The 14,281-nt window shown below is 45.2% G+C and carries 7 protein-coding genes; 6 read left to right on the top strand and 1 reads right to left on the bottom strand.

Features of this window, described 5'->3' with window-relative positions:
- The first annotated feature begins 131 nt into the window (after nucleotides 1–131).
- From M1L62_RS16070 to M1L62_RS16045, 6 genes are all read left to right on the top strand, one after another.
- Nucleotides 132–4,340 carry a two-component regulator propeller domain-containing protein gene (locus M1L62_RS16070; protein ID WP_254560623.1) on the top strand — a complete coding sequence of 1,403 codons (4,209 nt, stop codon included), beginning with the start codon at nucleotides 132–134 and terminating at the stop codon, nucleotides 4,338–4,340.
- Nucleotides 4,341–4,628: 288 nt separating this feature from the next.
- Nucleotides 4,629–7,769, top strand: coding sequence for a SusC/RagA family TonB-linked outer membrane protein (locus M1L62_RS16065; protein ID WP_254560622.1), 3,141 nt, complete (start codon nucleotides 4,629–4,631; stop codon nucleotides 7,767–7,769).
- Between the two features lie 17 nt (nucleotides 7,770–7,786).
- The gene (locus M1L62_RS16060; protein ID WP_254560621.1) at nucleotides 7,787–9,469 is read left to right on the top strand and encodes a RagB/SusD family nutrient uptake outer membrane protein; all 1,683 of its coding nucleotides are present in this window, start codon (nucleotides 7,787–7,789) and stop codon (nucleotides 9,467–9,469) included.
- A gap of 67 nt (nucleotides 9,470–9,536) precedes the next feature.
- Nucleotides 9,537–11,090: a glycoside hydrolase family 30 protein gene (locus tag M1L62_RS16055; RefSeq protein ID WP_254560620.1), complete on the top strand. Its 1,554-nt coding sequence runs from the start codon at nucleotides 9,537–9,539 to the stop codon at nucleotides 11,088–11,090.
- 221 nt (nucleotides 11,091–11,311) lie between these two features.
- Nucleotides 11,312–12,352 carry a sensor histidine kinase gene (locus M1L62_RS16050; RefSeq protein WP_254560619.1) on the top strand — a complete coding sequence of 347 codons (1,041 nt, stop codon included), beginning with the start codon at nucleotides 11,312–11,314 and terminating at the stop codon, nucleotides 12,350–12,352.
- Nucleotides 12,333–13,100 (top strand): LytR/AlgR family response regulator transcription factor, encoded by a 768-nt coding sequence (locus tag M1L62_RS16045; protein WP_254560618.1) that lies wholly within the window; start codon nucleotides 12,333–12,335, stop codon nucleotides 13,098–13,100. The genes M1L62_RS16050 and M1L62_RS16045 overlap by 20 nt, the downstream gene beginning before the upstream one ends.
- A 42-nt stretch (nucleotides 13,101–13,142) precedes the next feature.
- Here the strand turns inward: M1L62_RS16045 and M1L62_RS16040 are convergent, their stop codons facing one another.
- Nucleotides 13,143–14,168 (bottom strand): hypothetical protein, encoded by a 1,026-nt coding sequence (locus tag M1L62_RS16040; RefSeq protein WP_254560617.1) that lies wholly within the window; start codon nucleotides 14,166–14,168, stop codon nucleotides 13,143–13,145.
- Nucleotides 14,169–14,281: the final 113 nt, after the last annotated feature.

The raw sequence follows: 14,281 nt of genomic DNA, 5'->3' as shown, positions 1-14,281 counted from the left end.
TAGATATGCAGTAAAACCGTTTCATTCGCAATGGGCTGCCAGGCTTTCACTTATCCCCGCTTCTGAGATTTAAACGGCCGATTCCAAAAGTAATCGTAATTTTACGGAGAAAACTTCTCAGTAATTGACGTATGGATTATGTCTGCAAAGTGAAAAGCAAGACCGGATTGATTGCATTCATGATATTATTTACCAGCTTTTTTTCTTTTGGATTCCCGAGAGAAAAGGGCCGCGTGCTTAATTATACCCTGAAACAGGGCCTCTCTTTTGGCATCGTCAACAGCATTGTTCAGGACGATAAGGGGTTGATGTGGTTTGCCACCAGCGACGGCCTCAATCAGTTTGATGGCAATACTTTTAAAATATTCAAGTTTAATGCCGATAACAAAAACAGTCTTTCCGGAAACTATATAAAATCCATTTTTAAAGACAAAGACGGAATTATATGGGTTTCTTCCCGTAATGGAATTAACGAATTTTCAGCTGACAAAGAGCAGTTTATCCGTCATCACCCTTCTCCTGACAAGAAAGGTGTCGACGCGGACGTGAGTGATATCAGTCAGGCCAGAAACGGTGATTTATGGCTTTCTTTGAATGGAAACGGATTCTGCTCCTATAACAGAGCCAGGAAAACTTTTACCTATTACAACCAGAATACCCTGCCCATATTGGCCTCCAATTCGATCTTAAACGTTTTTGAGGATTCGCACCATATGTTATGGGCGGGAACGCGAGACTCAGGTATCGAGGTTTTCCGGATTGATAAAAACCGCAAACTGACCAAATCGGGTCTGGATCTGACGGCGTTGCCTGACGCCCGGATCAACAGTATTTATGAAGATCATCTTGGTGATATCTGGATTGCATCCTCAAAAGGGCTAATCTTTTTTAAGCGAAGCAACGGCAAATTTTATGTGTTAAAACTCAATACCTTTCACGGAAGTAACATTTGCCTGTCGCTGCTGGAAGATCAAAAAAAACGCCTGCTGGTGGGCGTGCAGGATGGAGGACTGTACAGCCTGGACCTTGCCCAGGTGCAAAGCCGCGAACCGGGTGAGTTTTCGTTTGAACCTGTAAAAAATTCCCGTGCCGAAGGTATTACCCAGCGTTCAGTTCAGTCGCTTTTTATGGATAAGGACCGGAATATCTGGCTCGGGACTTACGGCGAGGGGGTATATCTGATCAGCAGCATCGTCGAAAAATTTCAGCATTTTGAAAAGAAAGTCGTCGATGACCGGGCGGAAGGTTACTTGAGATATTACGGAATTTGTACCGATGAGGAAGGAAATTTATGGCTAGGAACTGACGGTGACGGCATTTATAAAACCAAAAGTACAGGCGAAGTAATCAAACATTACCCGGCGACAAACAAACCCGGCGGTCTGACGGACGGCGCAGTCATTTCCGCTTACCGGGATAGCGGCGGCAACTTATGGTTTGGAACCTATTCGAAAGGCCTCTTCCTTTACAACCCGGCAACGGATTCATTCAAACAATATGCCAATGAGCCCGGCAATCCCCGGAGCCTTCCCAGAAATGACGTCCGGGTAATTTTTGAAGACTCAAAAAAGACAATCTGGGTTGGCACCAACGGCGGTGGACTTTGCAGGATGGACAGAGCCAGCGGCACTTTCAGCCAGTTTATCCCCGGAAACAGCAGCCTTAATGCCAACGACGTAAGAGCGATAACGGAGGATAAGAGAGGTAATCTGTGGATTGGTACATATGGTGGCGGCTTGAATTACCTGGATTCAAAAACCATGAAATTCACCTCCTACCTGAACGACCCGAAAAAGAAATTTTTCCTTTCCAACCGTATCATTTTTTCACTTTATCTTGATCAAAAAGAACGCCTTTTCGTGGGTTCCGAAGGCAACGGGCTCTTAATGGTCGATACCCGGAAGAAAACGGCAAAGCTGTTTTCTGAAAAAAATGGTCTGGCCAATGACGTTATCAATGCCATACAGGCAGAAAGTGATACCAAAATCTGGGTCAGTACCAACAAAGGTCTGTCAAGAATTAATCTGCTTGACAATTCGGTCGAGAATTTTGACCGTAGTAACGGGCTGCAAGCCGGTCAGTTTAATCCGGGTTCGGTATTGTATAACGAGAAGGAAAAGTTTATCTGTTTTGGCGGAACGGAAGGGTGGAACCTGTTTTATCCGGACCAGATCCGGTCTTCGCTCTACCACCCCCGTGTGCTCGTGACAGGCATCCAGTTATTTGGAAAGGACGTTCAGGTTGGCCTGGAAAAAGACGGCAAGATGGTTCTTAACCGGCAGATCACGGACGATACAAGAATCGTTCTTGATCCGAAACAAGCCGTTTTTTCCATTCTGTACACCGCCTTGAACTATGCATACCCCGAAAGAAGCAAGTTTGCCTACATGCTGGAAGGCCTGGATAAGGATTGGAACCATGTGCTTAACGAACACGCGGCCACCTATCGCTACCTACCCGCCGGCGACTATACTTTTAAAGTAAAAGCCTCCAATCAGGATGGCATTTGGTCTGACGACTATGCCAGTGTGCATATCCGCATCCTGCCGCCATGGTATCAGACATGGTGGGCCTACATGCTCTATGTGACGGCCATCGCGCTGGCTTTTTATTATTACCAGCAATATAAAATCCGGCAGTCCAATCTTCAATACGAGATCAGGCTGGCGCATTTTGAGACGCAAAAAGAGAAGGAGCTGAATGAGAAAAAAATCTCGTTTTTCACGCATATTTCGCATGAGTTCCGAACACCCTTAACGCTGATCATCAACCCGGCCAAAGAACTTTTAAAGGAAAATAATACGCAGCAGGATGCAACCAGCCTGAATATCATTTATCGTAATGCAAAAAGATTGCTGAGCCTCGTCGACCAGCTTCTGCTTTTCCGGAAGGCCGAACAAAAACAGGATGAACTGAAACTGGCCGTACATAACTTGCCTGAGCTAATCCGGGAAGTGTTTCAGTATTTCTCCCATCAGGCTGAACATAAACATATCCGTTACGATTTTATCTGTGACAACGAAGACATCGAAATCACGGCGGATCGTGAAAAAATTGAGATCGCCTTATTCAACCTGGTTTCCAATGCGCTCAAATTCACACCCGAAAATGGCCGGGTGAGCGTTCACTTAACCGAAACCGAAAATCAGGTACAAATCCTGGTTTCTGATTCAGGACCAGGAATTCCGAAAGAAGCCAAGGAAAAAATCTTCTCTGTATTTCACCAGTATGCCGACAGCCGTTTTCCATCCAAAGGCGGGTTTGGAATCGGCTTGTTTCTGGCACGAACGTTCACCGAGAGCCACTTTGGCACCTTAACTTATGACTCCGTCGCAGAAGAAGGCACCACTTTTAAAATGACCCTTTGGAAAAAGCATAACGCCCTCCCGGCTGATACCAAAACAAGCCTCAAAACAGAAAATGCATCCGTCCTTCTTGAAGAACTTGCAGAAGCTCCGCCCCAGGAAACAAAACCAATGGGTATTACCAGCGAAAGCAAACCCGTGATGGAGGAGCTGAGTGCGGACTTTGCCACCTTGCTTATCGTGGACGACGATACCGAAATCCGGCAATATTTAAGACATATTTTTACTGGAAAATATAAACTGCTGGAAGCCGTCAGCGGTGAAGAGGGTCTGATGCTCGTCAAGAGATATTTGCCGGACATCATCATTTCCGACGTCATGATGGACGGAATTTCGGGGATCGAAATGTGTGCACAGCTGAAAGCCGATGTTTCGCTGAGCCATATCCCGGTTGTACTGCTCACGGCAAGCTCCTCATCACAGATCCGTCTGCAGGGAATCGAGGGCGGCGCGGACGATTATATCAGCAAGCCATTTGACAAGGATCTGCTGGTTGCCAAAATCGCTTCAATCCTTAAAAGCCGGAGCGACCTGCAAAAATATTTCTTCAACGAAATCACCCTGCAAAGTAACGATTTCAAGATATCGTCGGAGTATAAGGAATTCCTCAAAAGTTGTATCGGCATCGTCGAAAATCACCTGACCGATCCGACCTTTAATATTAAGGTGCTGGCGGCCGAAATCGGGATGAGCCACTCGACATTGTACAACCGGATCAAGTCGATCTCGGGGCAGTCGACCAACAGTTTTATCCGCTTCATCAGGCTGCGCCGCGCGGCCGAAATTCTGATCACCACCGACACGACAATTTCCGAAACGGCGTACCAGGTTGGTATCAATGATATCAAATATTTCCGCGAACAGTTCAATAAACTTTTTGGCATGAAACCTTCGGAATATATAAAAAAATACAGAAAACCCTTCCACGAAAATCAGCTGATCAACAAGGACGTTTTCAGGAATAAAATGGGATAATTCAGCAAGAATATTGAAGTATGAAGCGTATGACAAGCCTGATTCGATTAGAATCAGGCTTTTTTATTGAAATACCCCCTTTTTAATATGAGAATGTCCCCCGTCTGGCAGATTTAAATAATCCTACTTTTGATTGATCAATTTATAAAAAATCAGAACCCCGGCAGGACATATTATTATTTCAAGAAAGGCGGTTTCCAAAGGCATATTTTGAAAATAATGAAAAATCCGCACGCAAATCTGCGCTGATTTTAAAAGCCAATTATTTAATTATTCAATCATTTCTGTATGAAAAAAACTTTTCGTAAAACCTCTGCTTCGCATCCGCACCCACAAGGTGCAGGCAGAACAATTTGGAAAAGCGGGCTGCTTGCTCTGCTTTTTATGGTCGTATCTACGTTCAGTTTTGGACAGGCATTTAATGTCAAAGGAGTACTTACTTCCGAGACGGGCGAAACCCTGCCTGGCGCCAGTGTAATCTTAAAAGGAACCTCAACGGGTACCACCACAGATGCCGAAGGAAAGTACTCTCTGAATCTTCCCGATTCCAAAGGCACGCTTGTATTTACCTACATCGGTTATGTGGGGCAGGAAGTGGCTGTGGCGAATAAAAGTCAGATCGATGTGAAGCTGCTAACCAACGACAAAACGCTTGACGAGGTTGTCGTGGTAGGTTACGGTACACAGAAAAAGGCGACTTTAACAGGATCTGTTTCCGAAGTGAAAGGTTCTGATATCGTTAAAAGTCCGCAACCAAACCTTTCCAACTCCCTGGCGGGACGTTTTTCTGGATTTGTTGCCAACAACCGTGGCGGTGAGCCGGGTTATGACGGTTCCAGCTACACGGTTCGTGGTTTCGCTTCCACAGGAAATAGCGATGTGCTGATCGTTGTGGATGGTATTCCCGGACAGGTTGGCGGTCTTGATCGTCTTGACCCGAATGATATCGAAAGTATTTCTATCCTGAAAGATGCTTCGGCCGCCGTTTACGGAAGCCGTGCAGCGAATGGGGTTATCCTGGTTACGACTAAACGTGGCGGAACGGGTAAACCGGTTATTTCTTACAGTTTCAACCAAGGCTTCTCCTCGGCAACCCGTCTTCCAAAACTGGCAGACGCACCGACTTATGCGACGATTCTGAACGAGATCGATTATTACAACAATCCGGCCGGCGGCATGAACCAGCATTATTCCGCTGCGGAAATCCAGAAATTCAGAGATGGCTCAGATCCGATCAATTACCCAAACACCGACTGGCAGAAGGAAACATTGAAAAAAATGGCGCTGCAAAACCAGCATAACCTGGGTATCAATGGCGGGACAGAAAATGTAAAATATTATGTTTCCCTGGGTACGATCTATCAGGACGGTTTATACAAACACGGAGCGACCAAGTACAAACAGTACAACTTCCGCTCTAATATTGATGCCAATGTTACGAAAGACTTCAAAGTAACCCTTTCACTTTCGGGTCGTCAGGAAAACAGACAATTTCCGGTATCATCGGCTTCCAATACTTTCCGCTCTATCTACCGTGCCTACCCGACCGTGATTTCAAAATATCCAAACGGCTATTACTCAACCGGTGTAGAAAACAGCAATCCGGTAGTTTTGGGGACGAACATGGGCGGAACAACCAGCAACCCTACCTCTGTTTTCAATGGTATTTTACGCGCAAGTTATTACACGCCTTTTATAGACGGGCTCTCAGTGGACGGCTTTTATTCGGTTGATAAATCCTTCAACTTTTCCAAAACGTTCAGTGTTCCTTACACGCTTTACAACTACAACAAAACAACGGACGCGTATAGCGCTGTTGTAGCCGGCGGATCGGCGGGTAAGGCATCTTTGACGGAAAGCCAGACGAACATTACCAACATCACCCAGAACATTCGTCTGAATTACCTGCGCCAGTTTGGAGCACATAATGTCAATGCATTTGTGGCTTATGAGCAAAACAAACGCAATGAAATGACTCTCGGAGCATCAAGGATCAACTACCCTACTGCTTCCACACCGGAACTTTCTCAGGGAGGTCCGGCTGCTACAGACAAGGATAACAACGGAAAGAGTTATAACTTCACAAGAAAAAGCGTAATTGGTCGTCTGGCCTATAACTTCAATGAGAAATATCTGGCAGAAGTACAGGCTCGTCTGGATGGTTCGTCTATTTTCCCGAAAGGAAACCAGTACGGTTTTTTCCCTTCTGTATCGGCAGGTTACCGGATTTCGGAAGAAGACTGGTTTAAAAACAGCGTAAATTTTGTTAACGACCTTAAAGTCAGAGCATCTTACGGTACATTGGGTAACGACAACGTAGGCCAGTTCCAGTATTACAACAACTACTCGTTTAACAATCAATATGTTACCGGTGACAATGTGATCACATCAGGTATCGATTTGACTAAACTTGCGAACCCGAACATTACCTGGGAAACGGCCAAGAAAATGGATATCGGCTTGAATGCGGTGGTATTGAAACACTTCAATCTGGAAGTTATTTACTTTAACCAGAAACGTTCCAACATTCTTGCAGCACGTAACGCATCTATCCCTAATACATCAGGTATCGTAAATCCTTACAAAACCGATCAGAATACGCCATTGGTACCGGATGAAAACCTTGGAAAGGTTAACAGCAGCGGTTTTGAAGCAACTTTGGGATACAACCATGCAGGGAATTTCCGGTATAGTATTTCAGGAAACGTTACCTATGCAAAAAGTAAAATCGTGTTTATCGATGAAGCACCGGGCGTACTGGATTACCAGCGCCAGACAGGCGGTCCGCTTTACACGGAACTTCTTTACAACACCCTTGGGATTTTCCGCACACAGGCCGATCTGGATAAATATCCTCACATCCAGGGTGCGAAATTCGGTGACCTTATTCTGGAAGATTACAACCAGGATGGTAAAATCACAGCCGATGACCAGGTCAGAACAAAATATGGCAATGTTCCTTTGCTAACCTACGGATTGGTTTTCAACGGAGGTTACAAAGCTTTTGATGCTTCGATCGTATTCTCGGGACAAGGCATGGTAACGCAGTATGTATTGCCGGAATCAGGTCAGGTTGGAAACTTTTACAGCAGCTGGGCAGATAACCGTTACAGCCCGACAAACACAGAAGGCACCTATCCGAGAGCAGATACAAGAGCGTCTTCGTCGATCAACGGAGGTCTTTATAAAAACAACTTCTGGCTGAACAACGCTTCTTTTGTAAGGCTTAAAAACATTGAAGTAGGTTACACACTTCCAAAAGTAACGCTTTCAAAAATCAGATTGTCGTCGCTGCGTGTTTATGCAAGCGCTTTCAACCTGTTCACCATCACCGGCGTGAAAGATTATGATCCGGAAGGAAATAATTCAAGCGGACAGTTTTATCCGCAGCAAAGAATTATCAACCTGGGTGTCAACATTAAGTTTTAATTGAAAACCGAATCATTATGAAGCGAATAACAAAATTTACAATACCTGCACTGCTGGGTGCCATGCTTTTAACTTTCTCAGCATGTCAGGAAAATTTTCTGGATGTAGTGCCAACGGACCGTGTTTCGGATGCATCAATCCTGTCTGATTCCGTGCTTTTCGAAGCCTATGTGCTGAACCGCTACATGGGTGCGAGACTGACGGACAAGGAAGCCGAAGGAACCCTGCCTGGGTTTGGACGCGGATTTGAATACGCGATGTGGTCGTCGGTAACGGATGAATCCATCTACAACAATGATGATAATACCTGGCTTGTTCAGCGCGGACAAATTGCGCCGGAGAACACAGGGATTGCGGGAACATTCTGGGGAAGAAGTTACAGAAGTATCCGTGAGCTTAACTATGCGCTGGCAAACGTGGATAACGTACCCATGAGCCAGCAAAAGAAAAATGCACTGAAAGGTGAAATCAAGTTTATCCGCGCATTCCGTTATCATGACCTGATCCGTAACTACGGAAAAGTGGTTTTGCTCGGTGATAAAGTTTACGAAATCAGCGACGACCTGACCAGCCAGGATCTTTTCAACCGTTCGGATATCAAAGCGGGTATTGATTATGCGGTGGCTCAGCTGGATGAAGCGACTGCCCTTTTACCTGCTTCCAATGATAACAATGCCTGGAAACTGGGCCGTGCAACCAAAGGTGCTGCATTGGCTTTGAAAGCAAGATTGCTGCTTTATGGTGCAAGTCCGTTGTATAACGCTGCTACCTGGCAACAGGCTGCTGCGGCTTCCAAGGCTGTTATGGATTTGAATAAATACAGCCTGTTTACCGGTGGTTATGGTAATCTTTTTACCTCTGAAAACAATTCAGAAATTATTTTCGGGCGTTTTTATGCAAAGGGAGCGCGCCACGTATGTCTGGAAATTGCAAACGGTCCTAACAGTTATAACGCCTGGGGCGGAAACGTACCGGTTCAAAATCTGGTGGATGATTATGAAATGCTTGACGGAACAAAAATCTCAGATCCGGGCACAAGTTATGATCCGAAAGACCCGTATAAAAACAGGGATCCAAGGTTCTACGCGACCATCCTGTACAACGGAGCCACTTATCGTAACAGCACCATCCAGACTTTCACACCGGGTGGGAAGGATAGCAAGGACGGTCCATCCAACTGGAATACATCCAAGACAGGATATTATCTTAAAAAATTCATGAACGACAACCTGCCGATCGATAACCCATGGGATATCGCCGGTACGCAGACCTGGATTTATTTCCGCTATGCTGAAATTCTTCTCAACTATGCAGAAGCACAAAATGAAGCTTCGGGACCTGATGCGAGTGTGTATGCAGCCGTGAACGCGATCAGACAACGTACCGGTGTGGCGATGCCTGCCCTTGCGGCAGGCCTGACGCAGGCACAGATGCGTGAGAAAATCAGAAACGAACGCCGTATTGAGCTTGCCTTCGAAGAACATCGTTTTTATGACGTACGTCGCTGGAAAATCGCAAACGTTACTGAGAATGTACCTGCATATGGTATCGAGATCGGTAAAAACGGAACGGCTTTAACTTATACCAAAAAAGAAGCCCTGACCGGAAGAAGTTTCGCTGACAAACAGTACTGGCTGCCGATCCCCCGTTCGGAAATTCAGGCTTCTAACAACAAGCTTGAACAAAATCCGGGTTATTAACTGACCTTGTTTAATCGCCCTTTTCTTCCCGGAAAAGGGCGATGTTTTTTCCCCTAAACAAAAACACATGTATTTTCCACAAAATCATTACTGTAAAACCGTTATTGCTGCCAGCCTCTTTCTATCAGTAACATGTTGTAAGGGATCGGAACCGCAAAAAAACAATACGACGCCGGATAAAGAGAAATCGGTGACGGTGACCATAAATCCGGCAAAAACCTATCAAACCATCGATCATTTCGGCGCATCTGACGCCTGGGCCTGCCAGTTTGTGGGCAACTGGCCCGATGTCAAAAGAAATGCGATTGCTGATCTGCTTTTCAGCCGTGATACGCTGACCAACGGACAACCCAAAGGAATCGGCCTTTCATTGTGGCGGTTCAATATCGGGGCAGGAACGGCTGAACAGGGTGACGGCAGCGGCATAAAAGACGAATGGCGCCGTGCTGAGGGTTTTCTGAACAATGACGGTACTTACAATTTTAACAAACAGGCTGGCCAGATCTGGTTTATGAATGCTGCAAAAATGCGCGGTGTCAACGAATACCTTGCGTTTCCCAACAGCCCTCCAGTCCAGCTGACGGTTAATAAAAAAGGTTATGCCACTGCCGGCAAGCCTAATCTTTCCACGGAACAGTTCGGAAAATTCGCTGATTATATGGCAGAAGTAGTCGCCGGAGTCAAGCAAAAAACAGGGATTACCTTCAACCACATAAGCCCATTAAATGAACCCCAGTGGGATTGGAGCGACGGCGGCCAGGAAGGAACACCTTTTTTCAACAACGAAATTGCAGCGATTACAAGATCCCTTAGTGCCTCACTACTCAAAAAAAACCTCACAACGAAGATTGACGTGGCAGAAGCCGGTCAGATCGAATACCTGTATTCTGAATTTAACAAACAGGGCAGGCAAAATCAGATCAGTGCCTTTTTCAACAAATCGTCCGCAGACTACATCGGCAATCTGCCCAACCTGACGCCGGTGATTTCGGGACACAGTTATTTTACAACCTCACCTTACAAGGATGGGGTGGCAAAAAGGGTACAGATTGCCCAGGCACTTCAAAATAATCCTGGCTTAAAGTACTGGATGTCGGAGTATTGTATTCTGGGTGATAACAACGGAGATATCAAGGGAGAAGGAAAAGATCTGGGGATTGATCCTGCACTTTACGTGGCGCGCGTAATCCATAATGACCTGGTTAATGCCAACGCTTCCGGATGGCATTGGTGGATCGCGCTTTCACCTTATGACTACAAAGACGGTCTGATTTACGTGGATAAAAATAAAACGGACGGTAACTTCCAGACCTCGAAAATGCTTTGGGCACTGGGTCAGTACAGCCGTTTTATCCAGCCAGGCGCGGTCAGAATTGACGTCACCAACAGTTCAGAACTGCTGGTTTCTTCATTCAAAAACACCAATAACCAACTGGTGACGGTGATCGTTAACCCAACGGCTCAGGACGTACCAGTAAAACTGGATTATACTGCTTCCAAGGTAAAAAATAGGATTTACCAGACCTCAGCCCAATCGGATATGGTACCTGTTTCCATCAATAACACAGGCGAATTTGCTGTTGGTGCAAAAAGTATTGTGACTGTTATTGGCAAACCATAACCGACGCTGACTATCTAATTGTTTGATATAAAATGACTCGCAGATCATCCAATGCTGATACTGCGGGTCATTTTTGCGTAAGTGCAAACGAGCGCTACTAAACGTTTGATGGATTCATGGTCACGCATTCAGAGAAAGCGACCAAACCCGTCACCACGAAATTTGTCCGTTTCACCTGGAAACTCTGATAGGGAATAGCTCAATTTTCGCTAATTTCCAGCATGAACGCATCACTCCCACTCCAAAATCTGTACAGACTCAATCTGTTGATGACCATTTTTATCAACCTGTTTGTCTTTGTCATGCTGATCATCAGCAAGGTTGAATCGATCACGTTTGTGATCATGACTTTCGTGCGGGGCTGTATCATGATTTACCTGCTGGGATTGTCAAACATCTACACGCTCCGTATCTGGCGCTCAAAATATGCCCAGTCGAACAAAAGGGGTATTTTTTTGAGATATTTATTCGGCACGTTGTTAAGTCTGACCATTTACACGGTACTGATTGTATGTTTTTCATTTTTGTCAGGAAAGCAAAACGAGTTATCGGATCAAAAAATGATCATAACGCATTTTGTTTCGTACGTGATCTTCAACACACTGATGATCGTACTGCAAAATCAGGTGCTTCTCCAGCACAGCAAGTCTCAGGCAGAACTGGAAAATATGCAATTGAAAGCGGCTGTCAGCGAGGCCTCTAATTTTCTCTTACGGCAGCAGATCCATCCGCATTTTCTTTTCAATTCCCTGACTATTTTAAAATCATTGTACAAAAAAGATACTGAAAAAGGTGAATTCTATCTGACCAAGTTGGCCAATTTCCTGAGGGCTTCCGTTTCAGATCATGCTTCCAAAATTTCTTCGCTGCAAACGGAATTAACGCTTTGTCTTGACTACATGGAAATGCAGAAAATCAGGTTTGGTGATGCCATTGAATACAATGTAAACGTATCCGAGCAAGCCAGAAGCAAATTTGTACCTTTCTTTTCCATTCAGGTTTTACTGGAAAATACAATTAAACACAACGCCCTGACCGAGGAAAATCCACTAAGAATCAATGTCTCGGATGACGGAGATTATATTACGGTTGAAAATAACCTTCAGGTAAAATCCAACAAAGAAGTTTCGACAGGCCTGGGTTTGGCAAATCTTGCAGAGCGGTACAAACTTTTGTCGGGTGATCAAATTGATATAAAACAAAGCGCGGAACGTTTTTCAGTAACTATTAAAATGTACGAGAATGAAAATTATAATCATTGAGGACGAAAAATGGACCGCCGACGACCTTGCAGATACCATTATTCAGGCTGCACCCACAAGCGAGATCGTCACAGTTTTACAGTCGGTAAAAGAGGCGCTAACCTATTTCGGCAAAAACGCCGCTCCGGATTTGATATTCAGTGACATACAGCTTGGCGATGGGCTGAGCTTTGAAATTTTCTCAGCGATCGAGATTACCACGCCAGTCATTTTTTGTACCGCTTTTGATGAATATGCGCTTAACGCTTTCAACGCCAATGGCATCGATTATTTACTAAAACCGTTTACACTAACCTCCGTTCAGGCAGCGCTAAAAAAATTTAATAACCTGCGAAATTCTCAACCGGTAAACAACGACAGCTATTTCCAGTCGCTGATCAAAGAAATCTCGACTCAGTATCAGCCCAGGCAAACGGCTATTCTGGTCTATTACAAGGACGTGATTATGCCTGTAAAACTGGATGATATCGCTTTGTTTTACGTTGAAAACGAAATTACCCACCTCGTAACTTTTGACAACAAAACCTATTACCCCAAAAGCAATCTCGACGAGCTGGAAAAAATAACCGGCACCGGGTTTTTCAGGGCTAACAGGCAATGTCTTCTGAACCGGAAAAGTGTGGTAAATGCATCCAGCTATCTTTCACGGAAATTGTCAGTGGCCGTGTCCATCCCTTTCCATGATATTATCACGGTAAGCAAAGAAAAGACGCCCCAATTCCTGGCCTGGTTATCGGGGCATCCGTAATGTCTCACAGGGCGATGCCCTGTGGTGAGGGATGACGCCCTTTCAGGGCTGTAATTTCAGTCCTTTCCAGAATGGCAGGAACGAAACCGTCAGGTTTAAATAGGGTTCGTTGGTCGTTTTGGTTTTGATGAAGTAATCTGCCGGACGGGCTGTGTCGCCCATAAGTTTGGTAGACGGCGTTGTGAAAATACCGGCACTGACACCCACCACCACACTTTTGGATATCAAATGCTCCAAAGTCACACCAGACTTGATAATTAAAGTTGTTCCAATGGCATTCGCCGGTAAGTTGGACTCATTCAGATTAAAAAAGAAGAAATTGCCGGTCAGCTCAGAACCGAGCGAAACGAAACTTTTGGCTGATAATTCTTTTCTGAGAACAATCCGTGATGGCATATCGGCGAGCAATTCCATGCCCATATTCGAAAACTTCCGGGAATAGCTGATGATTGGCGTTACAGGGGTTACCGAGGAACGGTCACTGATCAGTGCCAGTCCAACCGACAGACTTGAAACCGGATTTCTGAATAGATTAATGGATGCGAATCCTGTAAAAACCAGCCTGGTTCTGTCAAGCTCAGCATTGGCTAGTCCTGACGCAGCAACACTCAGTGTAAGAGGTTTGTGAAACAATGAATCGGTTCTGGTGAAGCTGGCAACAAAATTGAGTGTGGTCAGATTCGTTTTCATATTTTTCACACCCAGCCGGGGTGTATAGCTGTTCACACTACTAAGGTTCAGGTGCTGGTTGGTAATTCCAAACGTTGAGGATATCGAATTTTTACCCCAGGACACAACAGGCACCGTGAGGTGCGCCTTAACCCTGACGATCTGCGCTTTCCCGTCGAACAGATCGTCCCCGAGCAGCTTTGTATTGACATTTGCATTGGAGACAAAATCCGTTGAAATGGATGCCTGCCGGATGCTTGGATATTTTAAGGCAGCCATTCGGTAATAAGTGAATTTTAGTGAATCCAGTGCTTTTGGGCTAAGCTGATATTTTAAACCCTGGCCAAACGCAGGAATTACGATTACCCACAACAGGGCACAAGCAATGATTGTTTTCATTGTTAATAAATTAGGTTAGATTTTTGACCGTTCTGTGAATTAATGCTTTGCACTTTTTGGTAGCCCAAACCGGATTATCATTCCTCCATCATCACGCAAAGACCAGACACAAT

The sequence above is a fragment of the Dyadobacter diqingensis genome (assembly GCF_024220585.1).
Taxonomy (GTDB): Bacteria; Bacteroidota; Bacteroidia; order Cytophagales; family Spirosomataceae; genus Dyadobacter; species Dyadobacter diqingensis.
The sequence above is the reverse complement of the archived record's forward strand: the minus strand, read 5'-3'. Positions and strand labels throughout refer to the sequence as shown.

Excerpts from the sequence above, each read along its gene's own strand:
- M1L62_RS16070 (WP_254560623.1), top strand. The coding sequence starts at position 132 with ATGGATTATGTCTGCAAAGTGAAAAGCAAGACCGGATTGATTGCATTC.
- M1L62_RS16065 (WP_254560622.1), top strand. The coding sequence starts at position 4,629 with ATGAAAAAAACTTTTCGTAAAACCTCTGCTTCGCATCCGCACCCACAA.
- M1L62_RS16060 (WP_254560621.1), top strand. The coding sequence starts at position 7,787 with ATGAAGCGAATAACAAAATTTACAATACCTGCACTGCTGGGTGCCATG.
- M1L62_RS16055 (WP_254560620.1), top strand. The coding sequence starts at position 9,537 with ATGTATTTTCCACAAAATCATTACTGTAAAACCGTTATTGCTGCCAGC.
- M1L62_RS16050 (WP_254560619.1), top strand. The coding sequence starts at position 11,312 with ATGAACGCATCACTCCCACTCCAAAATCTGTACAGACTCAATCTGTTG.
- M1L62_RS16045 (WP_254560618.1), top strand. The coding sequence starts at position 12,333 with ATGAAAATTATAATCATTGAGGACGAAAAATGGACCGCCGACGACCTT.
- M1L62_RS16040 (WP_254560617.1), bottom strand. The coding sequence starts at position 14,168 with ATGAAAACAATCATTGCTTGTGCCCTGTTGTGGGTAATCGTAATTCCT.